Here is a 25740-nt window from a genome sequence, read left to right on the forward strand (position 1 = left end):
ACTGGAAATTATGTCAGCCGTTCTCGCTGAATTCCTACTTTTTTTCAACTGTTTACGTATAATTGAATCGGTAAAAGTATTTTATGGTAAATTATACCTTAATTTAATCTTTGCTTACAATCGTTTAAAAAATGTTACCTCTTTTATCTATACGCTTGTACAGACGCATAGGTATAAAATCTGGTAATTAGGAATCAAAAAGAAATAATACAAAAAGCCGCCAATCCCGGAAACAGGAATCGCGGCTTTGTGCATTTGTTATGTACACGCTTATTTCATAAAATTTTTGTTTTAGGAAGCGATAATTTTAAGGGAGTAGTATCCAAGAAAACCTATTTTAAGCTATAATTCGAGAAGGAATATACTTACAAATAGAATAAAGTAAGGAAATTAGACCCAGTACTCTTTTGGTTGCGACGGCTTTTTTTGAGCGGTGTTAGTACTTTCTAGGGAGAAACGCTCCAGTAGGGAATTCGGTTGAGAAGCGGACAAAGATTCTGCTTTCATTTTTCTAATAGTTGTTCGTAGTTCCGGGGACCAGAGAACAAGCTGCATGCTGATATACCTCCTAATAAATAAGTGTGTTTGTTTAATATATACCACATTCTCTAGGTCGAAAGTAGGGAATATTTTGTACTCAAAATCTGTTATAGGTATACTGGCTGTACTGCTAATTGGAACTCAAGTTGGGTTTACACACTTTTTATTTTCTTCACCATTTGTGGGAATTCATATTCAGGAAAATGAAGATCATCAGTGGGTGATAACAGGTTTTGAAACACAGCAGGTATCAGGGGATTTAGGAGTTAGAATCGGCGATCAAGTCATTGCCGTTGACGGAAAACCACCCGCTTCCATTGCCAGTGTAGTTAAATGGGATGCAGTTGGGCGGGCTGAGCAGATGCAAATCATACGTGGAGATGAAACTTTTACAATCGCACCGACTTCGCATGTAACCAGTTATGATCTGTGTAATATTTTCGGACAAATTCTATGTTTCTTTACTTTATTCATCTTAGTTTGGAAGATGCCGCCCTTGGCGTCATTTCGTTATTTGTGTCTAATTTTTTTAGCTTTAGGAATCTTATTTATGTCCTTACCAAGTTCTTTAAGATCTGACGGGTTTGCAAAAAACATGGTTTTGACCGCTGTGATGTTGCTCCCTGTTTTGTTTTATCACTTTTTTATCGTTTTTATGAGAGAGCGCGGCAAAACAAGAACGGATGCTAATTCTAAATTGCTACTTATTTTGTATATTTTTATTGGATTGAGTTTTCTCGTCCAGCTTGTTTATGTAGTTCCTTCAGAATTAACCAGAAGGGTGTTCCAATTCATGGAGAACACATCCATGGTTGTTTTTGTAGCGGGCTTTATCATAAATATGGTGTTCCTCCTATCGCTGTATCAAAAAGAACGGAAGAATAAGAAATACGTAGCAGATATTATTAAAACAATCATGCTTTCACTATTAGTTTCATTTGGTCCTATTACTCTCCTGTATTTTGTTCCCAGAGTCTTTTCGATGACGTATATTGTAGATCCTATCTACAGCGGGCTCTTCGCTTTACTCTTCCCGATACTGCTTACCTACCTGATCGCGACCAAGCAGCTTTACGAGATTGATTTATTTGTCCGTCGGCTGCTTTTTATGGCCGTTATGTCTATCATTCCTTCCGTGTTTTTTACAAGTGTGTTGGTTGCGTATCTGCCTGATTTGCCCCTCCAACAAATCATTCTTGTATTTATGCTTGGATGCATGTTTTGCTCGGCGTTCCTCTTCTCGCTTGAATATTTCACAAAAATAACAGAGCCTTATTTTTTTCCAAGAAGAAGTCTACATCGGGATTCACTTCGCCGAATTACGGATCAATTGAGTGAAATCACGACCTTTCGGGAATTTAAAGAGGCGGTTTTGGAAGATATCGTGTCGGTTCTGCAGGTTTACGGAGCAGCTATCGTGTTTGCATCTTCTACTGAGGTTGATGCAGTATGCGACGGTGAAATCGATGAACGTATCGTTAAGCAGCTTGCGAAGGATAAGCCATTCCAAGAATGCAGAAGCGGCGAGTATTTCATTTACCCCATTTCTAAGCATGGAGAATATACCAGTCACCTGATTTTGACGGAGGAGAAAGAAAATACATATGTGAGTACGGAAGATCGACAGTGGCTTCGTACCGTAATCGGGCATCTTTCTGTGAGTCTGGAGAATGTTTATTTGATTCGCACGATGCAAATGAAGATGCAGCAAATCGCTTCCCAAATTCCGAACGAAGAAGCGACGGATGCCTTGATCTGGTTCCGGAAAGTCCTGTTTGACTTACAGGAGAAGGAACGCATACGTATCGCTACCGACCTGCATGATACGACAATGCAAGATTTGTTCTTTCTTAAAAGAAGATTAAGTAATTTGAAGGAAGAGCTAACGCCTATGCAGAGAACGCAAATAATAAACATAATGGAGTACATTGATATTATTAATGCAAACTTGCGGCAAAGCTGCTATGAACTGCATCCGCACTTAATTAAAGAAACCGGTATTGTAGTCGCTCTGCAAAAATTAATCGATCAAGAAATGAAACTTGAATCGTTTGAAGTCGAATTCCGCGTCGAGGAAGCCGACACTGTCGAGCGGTTAAGCCTGGAAACAAAACGCCATTTGTTCCGCGTTATCCAAGAGCTTCTTAACAACGCAAAAAAGCACTCCGAGGCAAACCTGCTCTCTATTCGGTTAGGTGTAAATAACAAGCAGATTTTACTCTTCTATGAAGATGACGGGAAGGGGTTCAATATCGATATTTTAGATTGGCAGGATGGCAGAATATCGGGAATGGGGATGAAACAATTGAAAAGCAGAATCATATCCCTGAACGGTCAATTTTCTTTGGAAAGCAGTGAGGGCAATGGCCTAAAAATTCAAGCGATCATTCCCTGGAAGGAGGGAGCTGCATTTTGAATGAGGAAATTCGAGTGATCATTATAGATGATCATCCCATCATGGCGGAAGCAACCAAGCATATTATCGAAAAAATTGAGGGATTGAAAGTGGTCAGTATCGCAACAAATGGGGTTCAAGGGATGGATATGATTAATTTATATGGCCCAAACCTCGTTATGCTAGATTATCAGTTGCCGGATTGTTCGGGTATTAGCGTTGCTAAATGGATTAAAGAGACGCATCCGGCAATGAAAATCGTGATGATAACCGGCTTTGATGTTCTTGATTTGGTTGCCCCGCTAACGGAGATAGGGCTCCACGGTATTATATCCAAAGAAAAAGAAGCCCCCGTCATAAGGCGGATGGTCGAATGCATATTGGATAATCAGTTGGTGCTGCCCCATGAAACCATTGCGAAGCTCGTTTCCGATCCGGAGAAAGATCCGGATCAATTGACGGAAGAGGAGAAGAAAATTATGATTTTGGCCTCTTCTGGAGAAACAAGCAGCCAGATAGCAGATAAGCTTTTTGTCAGCAAAAGATCCGTCGATAACTATATGAGTGTCATATATCGAAAACTGGCTGTCCGTTCCAAAGCGGAAGCCATCGCCGTATTCCAAAACAATCGAAAAAAAGGGACCGGTATCTAGGGGAATGCGCAATATGAATAGGTATATGACCAAAAATAATTCCTTATATTACGTTCTCCCTAATTTCAAAGAAACGGTGACTATTCTGGTCTTTCCGTTAGTAAGCCGCTCTGCCGGCCTGCAGGATCTGTTCGAAGCCTGTACGGTGTATAAGTTGGAGAAGGATGCCGTTTTGGATGAGTTCGATCACTTAAAGCATCCTGAGAAGGGCACCCCTTTCGGAGAAATAGGCTTTTTTCTAAAGCGGCAGGTAGTCGATGAGATTCGCTCCTTGACGGGTAACCGAAAGGAATAATCGCAAAAATGCACATAAAAAAAGCGTCAGCTCCCAGGAGCCGGCGCTTTTGGCGCTTCTATGTGCAGTTCCGTCGTCTCGTGGGGCGATAGGACGCCGGGCTCCGCCGGTTCATCCCCATAGCGGGCGAGCGCCCGCGCCGCCGAATCGGCCATCCGCCACCGCAGATGCCGCCCTTCCACGACTTTTACTCTCATTCCGAGAAAACGGATTTTCGATAAAATGTACTCCGCGTCTTCGCTCATATAGGTCAGCCGGATCTGGTACAGATCGTTCTCGTCATCGTAGTTTACCTCTTTCTCGAAGCAGGAGAAAGCGTACAGAATCCGCGACAGCTCACGGTTATACGTGCGGACGACCTCGATGACCGAGCTTTCTTTGCGAAGCAGGGTGCTTTGATCCAGCTTGGCGGTAATCTCCTCGTACACACCGTCCGCCGGGGCCTCAGCCTCCAGCTCAAGGATGCTGCCGAGCTTGGTCGCCATATACATGCGGTTTCGCAAATGGTACCAGAGCAGGTACCATTCTTTCTTCACCATGGAGTATTCCAGCTTGTAAGGGATGCCCGACTGGCTTTCCATCGTGCGACCGTTCCGGATCCGGTAGCTGAGCCGGATTCCCTGCCGTTCCCGCATCAGGCGGCGCAGAGGGCGCAGAAGCGGATGGTACACCTGCTTGTCGGGGCTTTTGGCCTTCTCCGTAACGAGGGAAGCCGTCCCCAGATCCGGCTCCTCTTCGAGAAGGCCGCGCAGCTTCACCAGCGTTTCGGCCGCAAATGCTTCTTCCGCAGCGGGATGCTTCAAAGCGGATTTTAGCCAGGTGCGCTCATGGGAGGTCAGCGTTACGACACCGGATTCCTCCAGCCGGGAAATCATCTGGTAGTTAAAGATTTTCTCGAACAGGTTCATAGTAGGCTTGAATCTCCTTCCATTCCGCTATGAATTCCTTTCTAAGCTGACGGGGCGCCAGCACTTCACAGCTGGACCCGAAGCTGCGGAGCCAGGGCTTAATCTCGGTGCATCCGTTGACCGTAATTTCGTAGACGAACGATTCCTCGTTCTCTTCGGTAATCGTTCCCCACTGCCCCTGGAGCAGCACCCTCTCTTTGATAAAATCGGCCGGAGCATCCAGGGGCCTGTAGAAACGCGCCCGGACCTTGACGGGCTCGGAAGTATCGATGAGCCAGCTGTAGCGAGTTTTCTCTTCCAGCTCCGCGAGCTTGCGCCGGAACTCTTCTTCCGGAACCGGGTTCTGCTCCTCGATCTGGGTGAGGCCCTCGATCCGGAACTTCATGATTCCCTGCCGGGCGTCGCTTGCAAGCAGATACCATCTGCCGTATTGATGGTCATACACAACCTTCAGGGGAAGCACGTGCGCCTGTTTCCCGTTCGTCTCCCGTTCAAAGAGCGGATTCGTGTTGCGGGAGGCATAGCTTTTGTGCGTCTTCGGCGAAAAATACAGAAACCGGAGCTTCCTCCGCTGCCGGATGGCCTGAAAGAGGGGAAACAGATGCGCTTCGTCCAGAATGCGCGAGTAATAGTGATATTTATATAGAAAAGGCTCGGCGATCGCCGCTTCCAGCCCCTGCTGCCGGATCGCTTTCTTGAGGCTGTCCCGGAGGAGATAGCCCTGCACGGAAGGAAGCCGGGTATTGGCCATCACGTCGGCGAAATCGTACAGATCCAGAAGCTCCTCCGGGCTCAAGCGCCGGATCAGATCGTTGTGCAGGCGGTACCGGTAAGGACGACTTCCGCCTTCCTTGCGGATCACGCCGACTTCCTCCAAATATTTGAGGTCGGAGCGGATCGTTTTCTCGTCGGGGAGAGGAACGTCGCCCGGCATTCCTCCGCAGCATGCGTCGATCAGTTCCCCGGCCGACATAGCCTGGTCCCGATCCTGCATGGCCGCCAGCAGGAAGGGCAGACGCCGGCTCTCGGACTCCTTCATCGATTTTGCCCGGTAGAGGAAGAGGAGCAGAGGATCGGAGGACTCATAGTAATTGAAGCGGAGCATTTCCGCGAATTCCCGGTCCTGTCCTTCGGCCAGGGGATAAGAGACGGTGCTCGCTATTTCTTTCAGCCGCCGTAACGTTTTATCGAAAGTATGTACGGAAATGCCCAGCCGTTCGGCAAACTGCTGCCGGCTGTAGGCGCCGCTTGTCAGAACAAGCAGGCGAAGGAATTGGATTTCTTTATCGAAGCTTTCGCGGGCCATGGTCTTCCCCCGTTTCTATGCCCTAAATTCTGTCATCTTTTCATTGTATCAAAGGCGGGAGACGGGGGGAACGGAAAACTTTCTCCGGCGTCGTAATACTTTCGCCATGTTCCGCTGCCGCCGTATGAGCGATAATGAAGGTACAAAGAATCAGGCAGGGAGAAGATGGTTATGGCTATCGTACAGTTGAGCTCGACAAATCCGCAGTTTTCATATCTCATCCGCAAAAACCCCGAATCGGGGATGCTGATCAGATCGGTCCGCAAAGGCACGGCTTACGGCTGGTACACCGGCGAATCCGCCTTTAACGTGTATTTCAAGGACGCCGACAACGAAATTTCGTACAAACAGCATGACAAAGAAGAGTTTGAATATCTCAACGTTTCCCGCTACAATACGCCGCTGTTTCCGCTGAACGCGTGGAACGAATTTTTCACGGCACCGCTTAAAACCAGGGACGAACGTGATTCCGAAGGATATGTACATACCGTCCGCATTCCGATGATTCATATCGAGCTGGTCCGCTACATTCATTTTTTTGAAAAGCATTTGCCGGATTTTTCATTCGAAATCGTCCATCAGGCACACAAAACCTACTCCTTGACGGTGACGACCGGTCTCAGTTTATACCACCTGCTGCATGCCGTCAGCGTGCTCTGCCTGTTTCTGTCCACATTCGGCAACGAATATATCGATATTTCCGATCTTCTGCTTGAGAAGTATATCCGCAGCGTGCAAGTGATCGACGCGCCTTTTTATATCCGGAGCCTGTTCGTGCGGAATTTCCTGAATTCGCGTGAGCGTTTTAAGAAGTATAAGGGAGAACTGGAAAAAACGGACCGTTACGCCATCGATTTCGATTTCGGAGGGACCGGTCACCAGAGGCGGTCCTTTATCCGCGGGCGGCTTCCTTTTGATAAAGCGATTCTCGATATCGGGTGCGGGGAAGGTTTCTATGCCATCCCTTTCGCGGCCAAACTGGAAGACACTTACTACGCGGTGGATATTCATGAAGAAACGCTGGAGACGGTCCGCCGCAAGGCCCGGGCCAAGGAGCTGGATAATCTCGTTACCCTGCCTTCGATCCGGCAATTCCTCGACCAGTACAACGGTGAAAAAGTCGATGTGATTATGACGGAGGTCATTGAGCACATGAGTCCCGAGGAAGCACGGGAGCTGATCTTGCAGGTTTGTGCGGAAGTGGATTTCGACCGGTTTATCATTACGACGCCTAACGCCGATTTTAATCCCTTCTATGAGCTGGACGGCTACAGGCATCCCGATCATAAATGGGAGATGGGCGAGGAAGAATTCGGGCAGTGGATCGGCGGTTTTATCGAGACGGCAGGCTGTCAGGCCGAACCGGCGGCGATCGGGGACGGAGTCAACTCCATCCGCACGACACAGGGTGTTATTTTAACGAAAAAGGAGGCGTAACCCGTGCATATTCAAACCCGTGTTCATACCATTTTTATGCTGGTCGGTTCGACCGAATGCGGCAAGACGACTTTTGCCAAGGAAGTGCTCATTCCCGGGCTTCAATTCGAAGCTTCCGATAAAGCGGTGAAAGCGAACGTCCAGTATTTGTCCTCGGACCGTATCCGGCAGGAAATCCTCGGATTCGATTACGATAAATACGATCAGATTATGCTGGAATCCAGCGGCCAGGCTTTTCAGCTTTTGTTCGAACGGCTGAGGATGGCGACCTCTTTTCCCGTTAATGCCGAATTTGTGGTGGTCGATACGACGGGACTGGCCGAGGATTTCCGCGAGAAAGTCCGCGCGGTGGCGAAGGAGAACAACTACAACCTGGAAGTTATCCTCTTCGATTACCGGAAACGGCACGATTATTACGCGTCGGAACGCTCCAAAAAGCTGATTACATCGCATATCAACCGGTTGAAACAAGACGTGATGGGCTCGCTCTCCCGCGAAGGGTATACGAAAATTCACAAGGTGCGCGCCAAAGACTTCTACTTCCCGGAGGAAGGGAAGGCTAATGAAGCCTATACGGTTGAAATTGCGGACCTTGAGGAATATTTAGCCGCCGTACTTCCGCAGGAAGACGACTACATCATTGTCGGAGATGTGCACGAATGCGTGGACGATCTGAAAGGACTCCTGCTCGATTACGGCTTCAAGCTCAGCGGCAATTCACTGGAACTGCCGGTTAAGCTGCGCCATACCAAAATCGTGCTGACGGGAGACTGGATCGATAAAGGCCGCCAAACGAGAGCCATCGTGGAGTTCCTTTACGAAAACCGCGAACACTTCTTGTTTGTCCTCGGCAATCATGAAAACTTCGTGTTCAAATATTTGAAAGGCGAGATCGGCGGAGTTGAGGAAGAGCTTTTTCAATCATATTTCACGTCCGTGGAGACATTGGGGAAGGATGCCGAACTGCTGCGGAAATTCAACGAGCTCGTCGAAATGTCGAAGCCGTTTTACCGGAAGGTAGGTACCCGGGGGCCTTCGTTCTATGTGACCCATTCGCCTTGCCGCAATAAATATATCGGGAAGCTGGATGGAAATTCGGCGCGTCACCAGCGCAATTTCAGGCTGGACCGGGGAGAGCCTTACGAGGAGCAGCTCGCTTTCCTGAAAGAAGAAGCCGTGAAAAATCACCCGTTTCACGTGTTCGGGCACGTTGCGGCGAAGAACGCGTTCCGGATCGGAAACAAGGTCCACGTGGACACCGGGTGCGTAAGCGGAAATAAGCTGACCGCGGTAAGCCTCTCGTTCAAGCCGTTTTTCAAATCGCGCGCCGCCGGAGAGGCGGTTCTGCCGGAGGAGCTGCCGGTTCTGTTCCGGGAAGAGCGCAAAGTGACTCTCGGAGACTTGGACGCCGAGGAACTGAGGAGGCTGCATTACTGCTCCAGGAACCGGATCAACACCATTTCCGGAACGATGTCTCCCGCGGACAAAGACGAAGCCGCCGGCGAGCTGGAATCACTGAGGGAGGGTCTGCGCTACTTTGCGGATCATGGAGTGGATAGAGTCGTGCTTCAGCCCAAATATATGGGCTCCCGATGCCAGATCTACTTGCACCGCGATCCCGGTCATTGCTATGGCGTCAGCCGGAACGGCTACAAGATCAAGGGAGCCGATTTAAGCGGTATTTTCAGAAGCTTGCTGGATAAATTCGATTCCTATATGGAAGAAAACGAGATCGCCATGCTCCTGCTCGACGGCGAACTGCTTCCTTGGCATGCGCTGGGCGAGGGGCTTATCGAGCGCCAGTTCAGACCGATCGAGAAGTCGCTGGAAGCGGAGCTGGATTTTCTGAGGGCGAACGGCTTCGAGGAGGCGTTCGGCAAACTTGCGGAAACCTACGCGGCAAGCGGCTTCGAAAAAGATCAGTTCACGATGCCGAAAGCCCTTTTAAGCGAAAAATACGGTACGAGCGTCTATCAGAACTACAAGCACATGCGCGGTCTGCTGGAGAAGCGGGTCCCGCTGGAGGAGCACGAGGCCGCATACCGCACGTATAAAAGACAGCTGGAGCTTTACGGAGAACCCGGCGAGCCGGAATACAAGCCGTTTGCGATCCTCAAGATGATCCACGAAAACGGCGAAGAGCAAATTCCACGGATGACTACGTCCGAGATGTACGCCTTTTTGTCCGGGGATAAATATCTCCTGCTGAATTTGAGTGACCCGGACAGCTATGCGAAAGCGGAAGCGTACTTCGAGAGCCTGACGACCGGTCTTCATATGGAAGGAGTCGTTATCAAGCCGGAGCTGCCCGGCAGTGAGACCGTGCCTTACATGAAAGTCCGCAGCCGGGATTACTTGACCCTTGTTTACGGATACGATTACCGCTTTCCGCACAAATACGCCAAACTCATGAAGCAGAAAAACATCAGGCTTAAGCTGCGGACCTCGCTGAACGAATACCTGTTGGGTCAGAAGATGCTTGCCGTGAAATACGGCGATATTGAGCCTGACCATGAGGGATACAAGGAAGCGGCGGCCAATGTGCTGTTTGAGGTGGCGAAGGAGAAAGAGATCGACCCGAGATTGTAGGGTACCTGCACGGCGCGCAGAGCGCCAATACCGCACATAGAGCACTTAAACCGTCCTGACGCTTGCGTTAGGACGGTTTTGGTGTGTGTGGGGGAAGGGACTCTACATTTCTGCAAGAGATCTCATCATCGGAAAACGAGGATAGAATAAACCCTCTTCCTCCGAACCAAACTAAACCGTACCTACATATTCGGACCAGGAGGCAGACGATGTACTTCTATAAAGAAGATTTAATCAACATGATCGTTCCCGACAAGCCCGACCCGGCGGCAGCCAAAGTGATCCAGGAAATTCTAGGCGGTCGTTTCGGTGAAATGCGCACGATGATGCAATTCTTTTTCCAGAGCAACAACTTCCGCGGCAAAGCAACGCAGTTCCGCGATTTGATCCGCGGCGTTTTCCTGGAGGAACTCAGCCACGTGGAGCTCGTCCAGCATACAATTAATCAGCTGCTCACGGGATCGGGAGAAGAAATGCCCGGTGATTCCGGTGTGGACGGGGCTCCGCTGAACGAAGCGGTCAAGCATGCCAATCCGCACCATTTTATTATCGGGGCTCAAAGCTCGCTTCCCGTCGATGCGGCAGGAAACCCGTGGATGGGCAATTACGTCTACGATCACGGGAATCTGATCAGCGACCTGCTGGATAACCTGGTGCTGGAATCGACCGGCGTTCTCCAGAAATCACGCATTTACGAGATGAGCTCGAACAAAACGTTCCGTGAAACGCTGGCGTTCCTGATCGTCCGCGACAACGCCCATCAGAACGCTTTCGCCAAAGCGCTGGAGTCGCTCGGCGTAAACTGGGGCAAGCTGTTCCCGGTTCCGAATTACGACCTTAACAAATATCCGGAATGCCGCAAATATGTCGATATGGGCTTCCATAACGCCCAGTTTAACTTCCGGCTGGATAATACCCGGATCGGCGAGATTTACAGCGGCCAGTCGCCGAGTCGAAACGGAGGCACTCTGGAAGTTGTGCCGCCGCCGGAAGGGTTCCCGCTGCCCTATCTGCCGGAGCTTCCTAACGAACACAGCCCGGGTCTTTACGATCTTAACGCGTAAGTCCGTCAGCCCCGAACCGGTTTCCACCCGGTCCCGGGCTTTTTTTATGCGTCGGCGGGGGACATGCGGAGCTTAGGCCTTCCGGCAAACCAAGGCCCTCGCCTAACGACCTGAGCACACCGCCAGTTCCGTTCTTTCATGGGGTGACAATCCGGCAAGCAGGCGGAAAACGGCCATTTCGTGTATATTGGAAGATGTATGTCATCACCCGCACCGAAGGAGTGTCCGCAGTTGAAAAACCTTCTCGTGACCGGCTACCGGGCGCATGAGCTGAACATTTTTAACGAAAAGCACGAAGGCATTGAGTATATCAAAAAAGCGATAGCGGGCCGGCTGATCCCGCTCATCGAAGACGGGCTGGAGTGGGTGATCACGCCGGGGCAGTACGGGGTCGATCTCTGGGCATGCGAGGTTGTGATCGAACTCAAGAAGCAGTATCCGCAGTTGAAACTGTCGATTCTGACCGCCTACGCCAACCCGGAAGAGAAGTGGAAGGAAGACAAGCAGGAGTTTTACCGCGGCATCCTGAAGGACGTGGATTTCTACGGGGCTGTCAGCAAACAGCCGTATGCCGGCGTGTGGCAGCTTCAGGCCCGGGACGACCTTCTCCTGCGCAAAACGGACGGCCTTCTTCTTTTTTATGATGAAGAAGCGGGCGAGGGGAGTCCCCGTTTTATGAAAGAGCGGGCCCTCAAGAAGCAGAACGAAGACGGATATGCCGTCATGATCATTACGCCCGAAGAGGTTCAGGACATAGCGGATGAAGAGAACCGGGCCGATTTTTACTGAACCGGACCCCGCCGTTTCCGCCTGTTTCCGGCCGTCCTTCCGCTGTCTCTCCGGCCTCTCCGGCAATACCTTCCGTCTCTCGCCGATTCGGCGCCTTTTCCCTGAGACCGGCTGTCAGGCAGGTTCGCCGACCTTTTTCCCTCCGGCCTATATGACATTTGTCATGTGCCCTCATGACGTTTATGACTACTGCGCGAAAGCGGTTCTCTTTATAATGAAGGTAGAATAGCGCGCTGATGCCAGGGATTTAGCCCCGCATCGGAACGAGGAGGACACATACTAATGTCTCAAACGAAAGTTATGAATTTGAAAAAAGATGTCGCCCCCTACGAAAAGACCGATACAAGATCAAGCATCCGGCAGGTTTTCAACACGATTGTGCCTCTCCTCCTGCTGTGGTACGCGGCTTATGCAAGCCTTGCCGTCTCGTACTGGCTCACGCTCCCTCTCGCTTTACTCACAGCCGGATTTGTCATTCGGACGTTCATCATATTTCACGACTGCTGTCACCAGTCTTTCTTTAAAAGCCGCCGGGCCAACGATATTCTCGGCACGATTACCGGCATTCTGACGCTGTGTCCTTACGAGCAGTGGAAATACAGCCACTCCGTGCATCATGCCACCAGCAGCAATCTCGACAAGCGCGGCACCGGAGACATGTGGGTGCTGACCGTAGAAGAATATGCCGCATCTCCATGGTTCCGTAAAGCCGCTTACCGCATCTACCGCAATCCGCTGGTTATGTTCGGCCTCGGGCCGATAGCCGTCTTTCTGATCCAGTACCGTTTCAACCGCAAGAAAGCGAAGCGCAAGGAACGCATCAACACGTATGTGATCAACGTATCCATCGTGCTGCTGTACGCGCTGATGTGCTGGCTGATCGGCTGGCAGGCGTTCGTGCTCGTGCAGGCGCCGGTATTCTTCGTATCGGGACTGCTTGGCATCTGGCTCTTCTACGTACAGCATCAGTTCGAGGATTCCTACTTCGAGAAAGAAGACGAGTGGAGCTACGTGAAAGCGGCCGTTGACGGCAGCTCTTACTACCAGCTTCCGAAAGTTTTGCAGTGGATCACAGGCAACATCGGCTACCATCATGTTCATCATCTGAGCCCTAGAGTGCCGAATTACAACCTGGAAAAGGCGCATAACTCAACGCTTCCTTTGCAAAAAGCGACGACCATTACGCTCCGTACGAGCCTTCAGTCTCTCCGCTTCCGTCTGTGGGACGAGAAAGGGAAGACGTTTGTAAGCTTTAAAGATGTCAAACATGTGCTCCGCAGGCCGGGAGCAGCAAGCGATGTCCTGAAAAATCCGAAACCGGGTTTCCAGGGCGAATAGTCCCAAACTTAACGGTTTATGCTAAAATGGATGTAAAACGGCGCCACAGAAAAGGTGAAGAGACCATGCAGAATTGGATTCGAATTTTTCAGAAAAACACCGGTCTCAGTCCTTACGTGTGGGTAGTCTTTTACATCCTTCCTTTTTATTTCATATTCAGTTCGGGCTCCACCCTCAAGAACGTCTTCGGCATCGGCATGATCATTGTGTTTTTCAGCTGCTACGTGCTGTCCGTCGTATCGAAGGGGTGGCTTGTGTATTTCTGGACGAGCGTGCAGATCGTCGTTTCGATTGCGATGACGCTGCTGTTCGGATACGTGTATTTTTCGCTGTTTCTCGCTTTTTTTATCGGGAATATCCAGAACAAGATCGGCTTCTTTACCTTCTATACCATTCATCTGGTAAGCACGATCGCTACGATCAATTTCGGTTTCGTCACGCAAAATCCGATATTCATTACGCAGCTTCCGTTCGTGCTGATTTCCCTGATCGGGGTCATTCTGCTTCCGGTCAACACGTATACGAAGAACAAGCGGGATAAGCTGCAAGGGCAGCTGGAGGACGCGAACAAACGGATTGACGAGCTGGTCAAGCTGGAGGAGCGCCAGCGGATCGCCCGGGATCTGCACGACACGCTGGGGCAAAAGCTTTCCCTGATCGGACTCAAGAGTGATCTTGCGGGCAAGCTTATCGCCAAGAATCCGAACCAGGCGCGGGCCGAGATTAACGATGTGCGGCAGACCGCGCGGAGCGCGCTGAAGGAAGTGCGCGAAATGGTGACCAACATGCGCAGCACGCGGGTCGCCGAAGAAATGTTCCGGGTCAAGCAGATTTTGAAAGCGGCGCAGATAGCTTTCAAGCTGGAAGGCGACCCGAAGCAGATCGATACTTCGCTGATGACGGAGAATGTCGTCAGCATGTGCCTTAAAGAAGCGGTCACCAACGTGGTCAAGCACAGCGGTGCGACAGCCTGCACGATCGTGATCGAGCCGTCCCGGACGGATCTCGTCGTCAAGGTCAAGGACAACGGAAACGGCCGCGCGGAGCAGTTCGATTATTTCCGCGGAAACGGGCTGCGCGGCATGAAGGAGCGCCTGGAATTTATTAACGGCACGCTGGACATCGTCTCCGAGGGAGGGACCACGGTCGTCATTAAAATTCCGATCGTTTTGAAACAACCGGCAAAGGAGGCGGGAGAATGATTCGCATTGTGATCGCCGAGGATCAGCGGATGCTGCTGGGCGCGCTTGCTTCCCTGCTGAACCTGGAAGAAGATATGACCGTTGTCGGCGTTGCGGGCAACGGGGAAGACGCCCTGAAGCTTGTGCAGGAGCACAAGCCGGACGTCTGCATCATGGACATCGAGATGCCGGCCAAAAGCGGGCTGGACGCGGCCGAGGAGCTGAAAGGCTCCGGCTGCAAGGTCATCATCCTGACGACGTTCGCCCGCTCCGGTTATTTCGAGCGCGCCATGAAGGCCGGGGTGAACGGCTATCTGCTCAAGGATAGCCCCAGCGAGGAGCTGGCGGATTCCATCCGCAGTGTGATGGCGGGCCGGCGGCTCTACGCCTCGGAGCTGGTGGACGAAGCCTACAGCGAGGAGAATCCGCTGACGGAGCGGGAGAAGGAAGTGCTGCTTCTCATCGCCGACGGCAAGAATACGAAAGAGATCGCCAGCCAGATGTACATTACGACCGGGACGGTCCGCAATTACATCTCGGTGATCCTCGACAAACTGGACGTGAGCAACCGGATCGAAGCCATCACCCGCTTCAAGGAGAAGGGTTGGTTCAAATGAACCGGAACGCAGAGCCGCAACCGTTCCGATTCTGGAGTAGCACCATTCGTGCCGGGACACGCTCATCCACTAACCATACAAAACCAACCTTTCCGTAAACGTGTGCCTTGTGAAAATGGCGCAGATGCCGCGGAAAGGTTTTTTTGCTTTCCGGGGGCCAAGCGGAAATAAAGGCTCAAGCCGCCTCGGGAGGAGAGGGCCCGAGCCTTTTGCTAATCGGAATAACTACCGTCAAACGGCAGCGTAGACCGGCCGGAAAAGGGAGCGGGGAACTGCAGGCGCATCAGGCGGGAAGCAGCGGCATTGCGTTACCCCGTAAATTCGAACGACACCGCGGCCATAGGGGTCCCGTTCACGAGAATGCGGACCTCATGTTCTCCGGCATAATAGGTTCGGGTGGTAAGAAGCTTGAACGAATGCCGTTTGACAAGGGGGTGAGTTCCCGGTCCGAACGGTTTCTCGGTCAGCTTGAAGCGTTTCGGGGCAAGCGTCCCGTTTTTTTTCCGGTACCCGATTTCATAATCTATCCGCAGGGCCTGTATGTCTTCCGATTCGTTCATAAGCCGGAAAGAAAACTCAAGATTTTCTCCCGCCGCTATGCTTCCGATTTTCACGTCCAGACCATGAACCGAGACGCTCCGATTCTCTTCGTAACCGAAGAGGGAGAGCGCACGGGAATCGCCTTTCTTCAGCAGCGAGCGGCAGCCGTGTTTCACGATCCAGTTGGTTGCCGTGGTTTTTCCATACCAGCCCTTGGCAAGCACCAGCACGAGCTCGGGATGGTCCTTGGATATGTCGTTGAGGTTGTTCGCCACGCTCTTTCTCACATATTCCGACGGGTCTTCCTTCAGTGTTTCAAGGATCGGAAGAATCGGGCGGGGATCTTTCCGCAGAGCCGGCAAATTGGAAGCCCACGGAAGACGTGGTCTGCAGCCTTCGCTGGCCAGACGCCGGATATGCTCGTTCTCATGGCGCGCCCACTGCTTCATATGCTCCAGGGTACGTCCGGGTTCCTGCAGAAGAAAAGGACGGACGGCAAATTCGGAGCTGGAGTACGGAGTGAATATTTGCAAAAACTCCATAGACAACTCGTACGAACCGAGTCCGTTAAGCTCTATGAAGTCGGGAAAGAACAAATACTCTACTCCCCGGCACTGCGGTGCGACTGCGGCCAAAACTTCCAATGCTTCGGGATAAGAGGGAGGCAGCGTCTCCGTAAGCGAACGGGTAATATGCCGCATCCGCTGTTTGAACGCCTCCTGATCCCAGTTATCGTCATAAATGGAGGAACGGAAGCGCTCCCCGTCAAATGCGGGATACTTCTCTTTAACGAAATGAATAAAACGCTCGAAAAAAATTGGACTATATAAATCTTTAAGCAGTTCCATGACTTGCCCCTTTCCTGATTCAGCGGTTGTAATCAACTTATCATGGAATGGTGACAAGGATTGTCAACATTTGTGAGGTATACTGGAAGCAATTCTTGAAGCAATTGCGGAAGCAGTGCCTGAAATCAAATCGAAAGCAAGGAGTCCATATCATTGTCCAAATCCCGAAGACAGATTGAACTGATGATTACGCTCAATACGAAACGGAGGTTTACGGCAGGCGAACTGGCACAGGAGTTCGGCGTTTCCAAGAGAACCATCCTCCGGGACTTGCAGGAACTGGCTGAAGCCGGCCTTCCCTTATACTCCGAGCCGGGAGCGGCCGGAGGATATCAGATGCTGAAAGAGAAAACGCTGCCGCCCATTTTATTTTCGGAAAATGAAGCGGTCGCGATGTTTTTCGCTTACCAGTCGCTGCGCGACTATCCCGACCTGCCTTTTCAGCCGGAGTCGATCTCCGCACTTAAAAAGTTTTATCATTATCTCCCGGAGGAAACCCGGCAGCGGATTAACGGGCTCCGGACGCGTTTCACGTTCTGGACTCCGCAGCGCCATGTGGAAGCTCCCCATCTGGCCGGGCTGCTGGAGCAGGCTCTGGATCAGCGTATCATCCGGATCGGGTATGACGCCAATACGGATGTCGTCTCGAGAAGGGTCCAGCCCATCGGTATTTATGCGACGAACGGTTTGTGGTACTGCCCGGCCTACTGCTTCGAACGCTCCGCGGTCCGTGTGTTCCGCGTAGACCGGATTACCTCCATCGAGCCGGTGGAGGACCAGAGCGGCAAGCGGAACTATGACAAGTTCACCGTCCAGGATTATTTGCAGGTATCCGATGAAGAGGGGGCTTCGCCTTTGCACGTGAAGCTGGACAAGGAAGGTGTCCGAAGGTGCAGCACGGAAACCTGGATGGCCGAAGGGCTGACCGTTTACGGGGACGGGACGGGGACGATCAGCCGGATGATCCGGCCGGACTTTATCCCGTGGGCCGCCCGCTTTTTTGTGAGCTTCGGCAGGGAAGCGCGTGTGGAGCAGCCGGCGGCTCTGGTAGCCGCCATCCGGGAGCTCATCGCGGAACTCGGCGAGCAGTACCCCGGCCCCGCCTGATGGGGCGCGCGTATTGCAGGCCGCCGGCTGCGGAACGCGGAAGCCCGTTCTCCGCTGCGCCTGTATCGATCGGCGCATTCCCGCTTGCGCCGGCTGCGGAAGGTGCTGTGCCCGCAGAAATTCCCGCTCCCGCCGCTGCGGAATCCTTCCGCACGATAGGTGCCCGGCGGGGGACCGGCTGTACGGCGCTGGCGGCTAGCTTTTGCGCGCTGTTTTACAGATTTTGCCCAGCGGCTTGAAGTAGGAGATCGCCGTCATAAAAACAAGCGCCGCAATGTTGGCAGCCGCTCCTCCGAGCAGCTTGTAGGCGGTGTCGACGCTGGCTCAAAACATAAAGTCCTATTCGTTCGCCGAATAATCTCATTTCAAAACCTTGACGGTTCTCTGGGCCGGTCAAGGTTTTTTGCAGATTCATTTTTTGCCCGTAAGGCTATTATAGATAGAGACAGGTACACAGGGGCCAATAAAAGTGAGTGCCGCAGAGGAGAAAAATATGATCCGTTTCGAGAACGTCTCTAAACGTTACGCGGACGATACGGTAGCCGTAAACGATCTGAATCTGGAAATCAACGAAGGGGAATTTTTCGTCTTTATCGGGCCCAGCGGGTGCGGAAAAACGACGACGCTGAAAATGATCAACCGGCTTATCCCGCTGTCCGGGGGAACGCTGTGGATCAACGGGCGCAAAGTGAGTGAGTACGACATCCACGAGCTGCGCTGGAATATCGGCTATGTGCTCCAGCAGATCGCTCTGTTTCCGCATATGACGATTGAAGAGAACATTGCCGTCGTGCCGGAAATGCGCAAATGGGACCGCGCGAAAATAAGCGCGCGCGTGGACGAGCTGCTCGATATGGTGGGACTCGAGCCGAAGACCTACCGCTCCCGCAAGCCGAAGGAGCTGTCCGGCGGACAGCAGCAGCGGGTAGGCGTTGTCCGCGCTCTGGCTGCGGACCCGCAGATCGTGCTGATGGACGAACCGTTCAGCGCGCTCGATCCGCTCAGCCGGGAGAAGCTGCAGAACGAGCTTCTGGAGCTTCAGCAGCGGATCAAGAAGACTATCGTGTTCGTGACGCACGATATGCAGGAAGCGATGAAGCTGGGGGACCGGATCTGCCTCATGAACGAAGGCGAAATCGTCCAGCTGGACACCCCGCAGGGGTTTTTACAAAATCCCGCCAGCGAGTTCGTGGAACAGTTCGTCGGCGGGCAGAAGCCGCTCTTCGGCGGCCGGCTGACGCTGGAAGATGTGCTGCTGGAAATCGGCCCGTCCGATTTCCCTCCCCGTCCCGCGGCTATCGCCAAGGCGGAAGTGCCGCTGGAAGCGGCCCTGCAGCTGCTTGCCGATGAAGAGGTTCTCGCCGTTGAGAAGGCGGGCGTGATCGTGGGCTCCGTCTCGCGGCAGGCGCTGCTGAAGTTCATGGCCGGGCGGCTGAAGGAGGGGGCGCGGACATGAATACGCTGGCCGAAGTTTTCCGCGAGAGGCAGTCCCAGCTTCTCGGCGCCGTGGCGGACCATATTCTGCTGTCCGTCATCGCCTTGTTCTTCGCCGTCCTCATATCGGTTCCACTCGGCATTTATTTGACCCGGAAGACCCGCGGAGCGGAAGGCATTATCGGCATCGCGGCCGTCCTGCAGACGATTCCGTCGCTGGCGCTGCTCGGCATGCTCATTCCGCTGTTCGGAATCGGTCGGCTGCCGGCGGTAATCGCTCTCGTCATCTACGCGCTGCTTCCCATCCTGCGCAACACGTACACGGGGATCAAAGAGGTCGACGCCTCGCTGATCGAAGCGTCCAGAGCGATGGGCATGAACAGCCGCAGGCGTCTGTTCAAGGTCGAGCTGCCGCTCGCGCTGCCCGTCATTCTGGCGGGCATCCGCACGGCCACCGTGCTCATCATCAGCACGGCGACGCTGGCCGCTCTCATCGGAGCGGGCGGTCTGGGCGATCTCATCCTGCTCGGCATCGACCGCAACGATTCCGCGCTCATCATTCTCGGTGCGGTGCCGGCGGCGCTGCTTGCGATCTTGTTCGACCTGCTGCTGCGGGCGTTCGAGCGGATGTCTTTCCGGCGCTTCGTACCGGCAGCCGGGGCGGCCATCCTGGTCGTGCTGCTTCTGCTGCTTGTGCCGTATTTCACGGGCGGCAAGGACAAAAACCTCGTGATCGCAGGCAAGCTCGGCTCCGAACCGGAAATTTTGATCCAGATGTACAAGCAGCTCATCGAGCAGGACACGGATTTGAAGGTCGAGCTTAAGCCGGGCTTAGGGAAAACGTCGTTCGTTTTCAACGCGCTGAAGGCCGGCGAAATCGACATTTATCCGGAGTTTACGGGTACCGCCATCTCCGAGTTTTTGAAGGAGACGCCGGTCAGCACCGACCGCACGCAGGTGTACGAACAGGCAAAAACCGGCATGCGGAGCAAATTCGGCATGGAAATGCTGACGCCGATGGCGTACAACAACACCTATGCGCTGGCGGTGCCCGCGCAGTTTGCCGGAGAGCGGGGGCTGAAGACCATTTCCGATCTGAAAAAGGTGCGGCAGACGATCAAGCCCGGCTTTACGCTGGAATTTTCCGACCGGGAAGACGGGTACAGGGGCATCCAGAAGCTGTACGGCCTCCAGTTTGCGGACGTCAAAAAGATGGAGCCGAAAATCCGCTATCAGGCCGTACAGTCCGGCGATATTAATCTTGTGGACGCCTACTCGACCGACAGTGAACTGAAGCAGTATAACCTGACGATGCTGGAGGACGACAAGCATTTGTTCCCGCCGTATCAGGGCGCGCCCGTGCTGCTTGCGAAGACGCTGGAGGAGCATCCGGAGCTGCGGGAAGTCCTGAACAAGCTGGGCGGCAAGATCACCGACGACGAGATGCGCGAAATGAACTACAAGGTAAACGTTCAGGGAGCGTCGGCGGAACAGACCGCCAAGGATTATTTGATGCAGGCGGGGCTGCTGCGCAAATAAGCGGAGGACTGCCGAGTCGAAGCCGCTTTTCGCCCGCCTTCCCGCTGTCTGTATGAACGGCCTTTCATACGTAAAAAAACCTGCCGGAGCTGAAGCTTCGGCAGGTTTTTGTTATATCGCATAAATTATAAGAATTGTTAATAAGTCCGGTCAGCTTCTTACCAGCTTCAGAAATTCGCGCATAAAACCCGGCAGATCCGGCCAGGCATGCCCGGAGACGAGGTTTCCGTCCACGTGCAGTGTTTCTTCCGTATAGGTAGCCCCGACGCTTTCCACGTCGTACCGGCAGGCTGTGTAAGCGGTTAGAGTGCGTCCTTCGAAGTACTTGTTGGTTTTCAGCGCGGCAAGCACGAGAGCGGCATGACAGATGGCTCCGACAGGTTTGCCTTCCTCGAAAAAGTGCCCCACGATGCGGGGGATGTCGGGATCGAGCCGGATATATTCGGGCGCACGGCCGCCGGGAATGATCAGACCGTCGAAATCGGCCGGGTTTACGTCGGCGAACGAAACGTGTGATTCGAGAAGGTATCCGGGCTTCTCCGTATAGGTGTCCCAGCCCTCGAAGTCGTGGATGACGGTTTTAAGCACTTTTTGCTTGGGAGACGCGAGAACCGCTTCATAGCCTTCCTCCAGCACGCGGTAGTACGGGTAATACACCTCTAAAGCCTCGACTGCATCGCCTGTAATGATCAGGATCTTTTTGGACATTCGATCACTCCTACAAGGATTTTAGGCTTGGATCACCTATATCCATATTTTGCATCGGGGGCAACTATATGTAAAGAGGACGGACTTCGGTTTTTGCGGAAGGGAGCGGCGGTACAAAACGCGGGTATGCCGTCAAGCAGATCTCCGGGCAGACATGTTACACTGTACCTGATAGGGTCTTGCGAGAAAGGGGAGCTTTAACGTGAATAGTCAAAAACAGGCCAAAATAGCGGTTGCGGGAAGCATCAATATGGATTTGGTCGTTACGGCCGAGCGTGCCCCCGTTCCCGGTGAAACCGTAATGGGCCGGGAATTTCGGATGATCCACGGCGGAAAAGGCGCCAATCAGGCGGTGGCCGCAGCGAGACTTGGCGCGCAGGTGTCCATGATCGGCTGTGTGGGCGATGACACGTTCGGCGCAAAGATGCTTGAGGGCTTGCGCCGGGAAGGCATCGACACCGCCTTCGTCAGTACGGCGGAAGAGACTTCGTCGGGCGTCGCGCTGATCCAGGTGCAGGGCGGCGGAGACAACAGCATCGTCGTTGTGCCCGGAGCCAATGCCGCCCTGACCCCGGAACGGGTGTCGCAGGCCGAAGAGGCGATCCGCCGTGCGGACGTTCTGCTCGTCCAGCTGGAGATTCCGCCGGAAGCCGTCCGCAGAGCGGTGGAAATCGCGCGCCTTCACGGCGTGAAAGTCATTCTCAATCCGGCGCCCGCCACGGAGCTTCCGCTCTCTCTTCTGCGGCAGATCGATCTCATCACGCCTAACGAGACGGAAGCGCTTATTCTAACCGGCGGTACTGCCGATGCCTCGGGGCAGGACGGGACGTCCGTCTCTGACAGCATGAGGCGGCTTAAAGAGATGACGGACGGGGCGGGCATCGTCGTAACGTGCGGCGGGAAGGGCGTGCTCTACGACCTGCACGGGGAGCAGGGGGCGCATCCGGCCTACCGGGTGGAGGTGGCCGATACGACCGCTGCGGGCGACTCGTTCAACGCGGGACTGGCTGTCCGGTGGAGCGAGGGAGCGCCGCTGGAGGAAGCGGTCCGGTTCGCCTCGAAGGTCGGGGCTCTGACGGTGACGCGGTTCGGCGCGCAGACCTCTCTTCCGGCCAGAGAGGAAGTCGAGGCGTTCGAGGCGCCGTTCCGGGACGGCACGGACTAGCGCGGAACGGGCCTCGTATCGTCAAGCCCGGGCTGAGACGGAGCGGGCTTTGTGCTGTGAGGCGGGGCCTTACACGGACGGCCTAACGAGCCCGCTTTGCCGAGCCCTGACGGTCCGCTTGCCCCTCGGCGGCTTCGCCGAGCCATGTCCGGCGAGCCGGCTCCTCCTGGAGCAGCGGCGCTAAACGCCCGCCAGGCACTTTGGCGTTCCCGGCCCGATCTGTCGGCTCCGACCGCCATGGACGGCCTGACGAGGCCCCTCTGCTGTGCCTCGTCAACTTGCTGTGCCGTCACGTCCGGTGTGCCGGACAGTGCATCTTGGCGGGGCATCCCGCCGTGCGAGACGGCCCACCCGGCGGGATGGTCCTGCCTGACGGTCGTCCTGCCACATCGAGGCGGCCCTGTCCGGCCGCCCGCGCATGCCAAGATTCCGCCTGAAAGGAAGAACCGTACCATGAAGCACGAATATGCCGATCGTATCGGCAAAGTGAAGGCCTACATCGAGGAAAACTGCTCGCGCAAGCTCGATCTGGACACGCTGGCGGGCGTATCGAACTTTTCCAAATATCATTTCTCCCGCATTTTTGCCGCTGTAACAGGCGTTACTCCGGCGGCTTACGTGACCCGCAAACGGCTGGAGAACGCCGTCCGGCTTCTGGAAGATACCGACAGGACAGTACTGGATATCGCGAATTCGTGCGGGTTTGAATCGTTATCGACATTTAACGGTGTTTTCAAAAGGCGGTACGGGAAGTCTCCGAGTGAACTCCGCAACGAATTTCAAAACCGCAATTTTTCGTTAGGAGACAGCAAGATGCAGGAAGAACTCTCCTTCTCCCGTGAGTATGATGAAAGTGCCGGTAACGGAAATCACTTTCTGAGGAGGATTTGGAACATGAATGTCACGCTGAAAGAACTGCCGGATTTGGAAGCGGCTTGCGTGCGCCATACGGGAAGCTATCTGGAAACGGGCGGGGCCTGGGAGAAGCTGGGGAGCTGGGCCGCCCGGAACGGCCTCACTCCGGAAAATCAGCAGTTCATCGGGATTTCGCTGGATGACCCGTCACTCGTGGACGAATTTGCCTGCCGTTATGATGCCTGTGTCACGCTGCCGCCGAATTTCGAACGGGAGGGCCATACGGACGTCTTTTTCAAAACGCTGGAGGGCGGCCTCTACGGCCGGTACGCCTTTTACGATACCGTGGACAAGCTGGCCCTCGCTTACGCAAACCTGTACGGAAACTGGCTGCCGGGGAGCGGGTATGAAGCGGACGACAGGTACGGCCTGGAGTTTTGTATGAACGATCCGGCCCGGCACCCGGAAGGCAAGGCAAAGGTGGATCTGTATATTCCTGTCCGTCCCCAAGGCTGACTTATTCCGCTGCGAGAAGGTGTAACGTTGAACATTGAAACTGTATTCGCGCAAGTTCCTGTTCTGGATTCATCCGGGCTGGTATTGAAAAAAATCGGAGAGGACAGCCTCGACGAAGTGTTTCGTATTTACGACAACGAGGAAGTATTCCGCCACTGCGGCATTATCCCCAAGCATAACAAAGAGACGGTCCGGTCGATGATCGGTCATTTCGAGAGAGATTTCGGCAAAAAATCAAGAATCAAGTGGGGAATCTTCCGCAAAGAGGACGGCAGGCTGACGGGAATCGCCGAAGCTTTCGATTTCAACCAAAAAGTCGATATGGTGACGATCGGCTATTTCCTGGCGGAAGATTGCTGGGGCATGGGAATCGCCTCGGAAGCCGTCCGGCTGTTGACCGCCTATCTGTTTACGGGAGCGGAGGTAAACCGGATTCAGGCCCAGGTGATGCCGGCGAACGACGCCTCCAAGAAGGTGCTGCTCAAGAACGGCTTCCGGAAGGAAGGAATGCTCCGTCAGGCCGCTTTGTGGTCGGGCAAAGGAATCGTCGATCTGGAAATCTACGCGATTTTAAAAGAAGACTACGACGCGGCACCGGATAAATAGAGGCATTCCGGCATGTCAGGCACATTCGCTCAGGCGGATGTGCCTCTTTAATATTTTTAACTTTTTATTTTATGAGGTAAAATAAACCTGACACGACTTTTTAACAAACGGCAGGGAGCGTTCGGCGCAAAATCTGCCGGTCTTCAAAGGAGAGAGAAATGAAGGGAAAAGTAAAATTTCTGATCGGCTGTTTGGTTGTGCTGGCGGCAGTTGCCGTGGCGAGCCCCGGGATGGCTCTGAATATCGTCGTTTTCCTCCTGTCTTTCGCGGCCGCGGGCGGAGCCGCCCTTTTTGTTCACGAGCTGGGTCATGTTCTGGGGGCGTTTATTACGGGGAGGAAAGTAATCAAATTCAGTCTGGGGCCGGTAACCCTGTCCGTTCCGCAGAAAAAATTGATTTTTTCGTGGAAAAACTTTTATTACGTCGGGAATGTGCTTGTGGATGTGGCCGATTTCCGCGACGAGGCTTCCTACGAAAGAAATAATAAGAAGCAGTCTGTCATTTTTATTCTGGGGCCTGTGATGAGCCTGGTGACGGGTATTCTGGCCTTAACGCTGCTTAAAAGCAGCTTTGACTACCTCGTGGTGACGCTGTTCGGTATTTTATCGCTGGCGATGGGGCTGGGGACGCTGATCTTCTCGGACGGCAGGCTCGCCAAGACGATTTCCGATCCGTACGAATCGCTCTATTATTACTGGAATATTTTATTTACGATCCCGAACGTTAAAGAAGAGAGCCTTAAATTTCTGCTGCTGAAGTCGGAAACGTATTTGTTCGATAAATATATCGGCAACAAGAAAGGGATCACGGAAAAGTTTACGGATCTGTTCGTGCTCTATTACGCGAAATATTTCAGCCAGGTAATCGGCAGGGACCGGATCAACGCGATAGATTTTATGCCGTTTCTTATGGACGCCCTCAGCAGTGAAACGGGGAACAGACACAACAAAATGATCATTTCCCACATCCTGTGCGAGGAAGCGATGGGCTGGAGTATGGCGGGCAGGCAGGAGGAAGCGGAATCTCTGTATGCGTTTGTCCAGGAACACGGAGTTACGGAGCCGATCACTAGGCTCAAAGTCGAAAGCGTTCTGAAACGGTCGGTGGAGCTCGGCCGTGAGTATGCCGCACAGCGGAGAGCGCTCGTCCAGAACAACGTGTTTGATTATTACGAAGAAAAATGGTTGAAGGAACGCGGTCTTCCCGGGTTTAAGTAAGCTGAATAAAGCTTGTGCCAGAGGCTGCCCGCAAGGGCGGTCTTTTCGTTTTCCGATGTTTACACTTTCCTTATTTTTCGACATGTTTTTTAT

At 53.2% G+C, this 25740-nt stretch carries 21 protein-coding genes; 17 read left to right on the top strand and 4 right to left on the bottom strand.

All coding sequences use genetic code 11. The annotated features are described in order from the left end of the window. The first annotated feature begins 631 nt into the window (after positions 1-631). Genes C4S74_RS19765 through C4S74_RS19775 form a run of 3 tightly spaced genes read left to right on the top strand, consistent with a single transcriptional unit; the run spans position 632 to position 3883 of the window. Positions 632-2956: an ATP-binding protein gene (locus C4S74_RS19765; RefSeq protein ID WP_219819068.1), complete on the top strand. Its 2325-nt coding sequence runs from the start codon at positions 632-634 to the stop codon at positions 2954-2956. Beyond that, on the top strand, positions 2953-3588 hold the full coding sequence (locus C4S74_RS19770) for a response regulator transcription factor (RefSeq protein WP_103997000.1): 636 nt from the start codon (positions 2953-2955) through the stop codon (positions 3586-3588). The genes C4S74_RS19765 and C4S74_RS19770 overlap by 4 nt, the downstream gene beginning before the upstream one ends. A 25-nt stretch (positions 3589-3613) precedes the next feature. Further along, positions 3614-3883, top strand: a complete 270-nt coding sequence (locus tag C4S74_RS19775) for a hypothetical protein (protein ID WP_146065514.1) — start codon at positions 3614-3616, stop codon at positions 3881-3883. 26 nt (positions 3884-3909) lie between these two features. Here C4S74_RS19775 and C4S74_RS19780 read toward each other — a convergent pair whose 3' ends face one another. Together C4S74_RS19780 and C4S74_RS19785 are read right to left on the bottom strand one after the other, a co-directional pair. Continuing rightward, positions 3910-4791: a WYL domain-containing protein gene (locus C4S74_RS19780; RefSeq protein ID WP_103997002.1), complete on the bottom strand. Its 882-nt coding sequence runs from the start codon at positions 4789-4791 to the stop codon at positions 3910-3912. Beyond that, complete coding sequence (locus C4S74_RS19785) at positions 4766-6097, bottom strand: YafY family protein (protein WP_103997003.1); 1332 nt, start codon at positions 6095-6097, stop codon at positions 4766-4768. Before C4S74_RS19785 ends, C4S74_RS19780 begins: the two co-directional genes overlap by 26 nt. Before the next feature lie 171 nt (positions 6098-6268). Here C4S74_RS19785 and C4S74_RS19790 point away from each other — a divergent pair, with 171 nt between their 5' ends. The 7 genes from C4S74_RS19790 to C4S74_RS19820 all read left to right on the top strand — a co-directional run bounded on the left by C4S74_RS19790 (position 6269) and on the right by C4S74_RS19820 (position 15112). Then, positions 6269-7534: a bifunctional 2-polyprenyl-6-hydroxyphenol methylase/3-demethylubiquinol 3-O-methyltransferase UbiG gene (locus C4S74_RS19790; protein WP_103997004.1), complete on the top strand. Its 1266-nt coding sequence runs from the start codon at positions 6269-6271 to the stop codon at positions 7532-7534. Between the two features lie 3 nt (positions 7535-7537). Beyond that, positions 7538-10123, top strand: a complete 2586-nt coding sequence (locus tag C4S74_RS19795) for a metallophosphoesterase (RefSeq protein ID WP_103997005.1) — start codon at positions 7538-7540, stop codon at positions 10121-10123. Between the two features lie 209 nt (positions 10124-10332). Further along, positions 10333-11187 (top strand): manganese catalase family protein, encoded by an 855-nt coding sequence (locus C4S74_RS19800; protein WP_103997006.1) that lies wholly within the window; start codon positions 10333-10335, stop codon positions 11185-11187. A 231-nt stretch (positions 11188-11418) separates the two neighbouring features. After that, a complete protein-coding gene (locus tag C4S74_RS19805) occupies positions 11419-11976 on the top strand; it encodes a DUF1273 domain-containing protein (protein WP_103997007.1) in 558 nt (185 codons plus the stop codon). A 282-nt stretch (positions 11977-12258) separates the two neighbouring features. Next, positions 12259-13314, top strand: coding sequence for a fatty acid desaturase (locus C4S74_RS19810; RefSeq protein ID WP_103997008.1), 1056 nt, complete (start codon positions 12259-12261; stop codon positions 13312-13314). 65 nt (positions 13315-13379) lie between these two features. Further along, positions 13380-14516, top strand: a complete 1137-nt coding sequence (locus C4S74_RS19815) for a sensor histidine kinase (RefSeq protein ID WP_103997009.1) — start codon at positions 13380-13382, stop codon at positions 14514-14516. Beyond that, positions 14513-15112, top strand: a complete 600-nt coding sequence (locus C4S74_RS19820) for a response regulator transcription factor (protein WP_103997010.1) — start codon at positions 14513-14515, stop codon at positions 15110-15112. Before C4S74_RS19815 ends, C4S74_RS19820 begins: the two co-directional genes overlap by 4 nt. 308 nt (positions 15113-15420) lie before the next feature. Here the strand turns inward: C4S74_RS19820 and C4S74_RS19825 are convergent, their stop codons facing one another. After that, positions 15421-16500, bottom strand: coding sequence for a DNA alkylation repair protein (locus C4S74_RS19825; RefSeq protein ID WP_103997011.1), 1080 nt, complete (start codon positions 16498-16500; stop codon positions 15421-15423). A gap of 153 nt (positions 16501-16653) precedes the next feature. Here C4S74_RS19825 and C4S74_RS19830 point away from each other — a divergent pair, with 153 nt between their 5' ends. The 3 genes from C4S74_RS19830 to opuFB all read left to right on the top strand — a co-directional run bounded on the left by C4S74_RS19830 (position 16654) and on the right by opuFB (position 20580). After that, on the top strand, positions 16654-17607 hold the full coding sequence (locus tag C4S74_RS19830; RefSeq protein ID WP_103997012.1) for a YafY family protein: 954 nt from the start codon (positions 16654-16656) through the stop codon (positions 17605-17607). 493 nt (positions 17608-18100) lie between these two features. Then, positions 18101-19063, top strand: a complete 963-nt coding sequence (locus C4S74_RS19835; RefSeq protein ID WP_103997013.1) for an ABC transporter ATP-binding protein — start codon at positions 18101-18103, stop codon at positions 19061-19063. Continuing rightward, positions 19060-20580 (top strand): osmoprotectant update ABC transporter permease/substrate-binding subunit OpuFB, encoded by a 1521-nt coding sequence (opuFB, locus tag C4S74_RS19840; protein WP_103997014.1) that lies wholly within the window; start codon positions 19060-19062, stop codon positions 20578-20580. The genes C4S74_RS19835 and opuFB overlap by 4 nt, the downstream gene beginning before the upstream one ends. Before the next feature lie 150 nt (positions 20581-20730). On the opposite strand, the gene C4S74_RS19845 is transcribed toward opuFB, so the two are convergent. Next, positions 20731-21288: a DJ-1/PfpI family protein gene (locus C4S74_RS19845; protein WP_103997015.1), complete on the bottom strand. Its 558-nt coding sequence runs from the start codon at positions 21286-21288 to the stop codon at positions 20731-20733. Between the two features lie 202 nt (positions 21289-21490). Between C4S74_RS19845 and rbsK the strand changes: the two genes are divergently transcribed. The 4 genes from rbsK (at position 21491) to C4S74_RS19865 (ending at position 25647) form a co-directional block, all read left to right on the top strand. Further along, on the top strand, positions 21491-22453 hold the full coding sequence (gene rbsK, locus C4S74_RS19850) for a ribokinase (RefSeq protein WP_258042552.1): 963 nt from the start codon (positions 21491-21493) through the stop codon (positions 22451-22453). A 453-nt stretch (positions 22454-22906) separates the two neighbouring features. Continuing rightward, entirely contained in the window at positions 22907-23824 is a 918-nt protein-coding gene (locus C4S74_RS19855; protein ID WP_103997016.1) for a GyrI-like domain-containing protein, read from the top strand. Positions 23825-23851: 27 nt separating this feature from the next. Beyond that, positions 23852-24430 (top strand): GNAT family N-acetyltransferase, encoded by a 579-nt coding sequence (locus C4S74_RS19860; RefSeq protein ID WP_103997017.1) that lies wholly within the window; start codon positions 23852-23854, stop codon positions 24428-24430. Positions 24431-24588: 158 nt separating this feature from the next. Further along, a complete protein-coding gene (locus C4S74_RS19865) occupies positions 24589-25647 on the top strand; it encodes a site-2 protease family protein (protein WP_103997018.1) in 1059 nt (352 codons plus the stop codon). Positions 25648-25740: the final 93 nt, after the last annotated feature.

The organism is Paenibacillus sp. UNC499MF (assembly GCF_900107975.1).
Taxonomy (GTDB): domain Bacteria; phylum Bacillota; class Bacilli; order Paenibacillales; family NBRC-103111; genus Paenibacillus_F.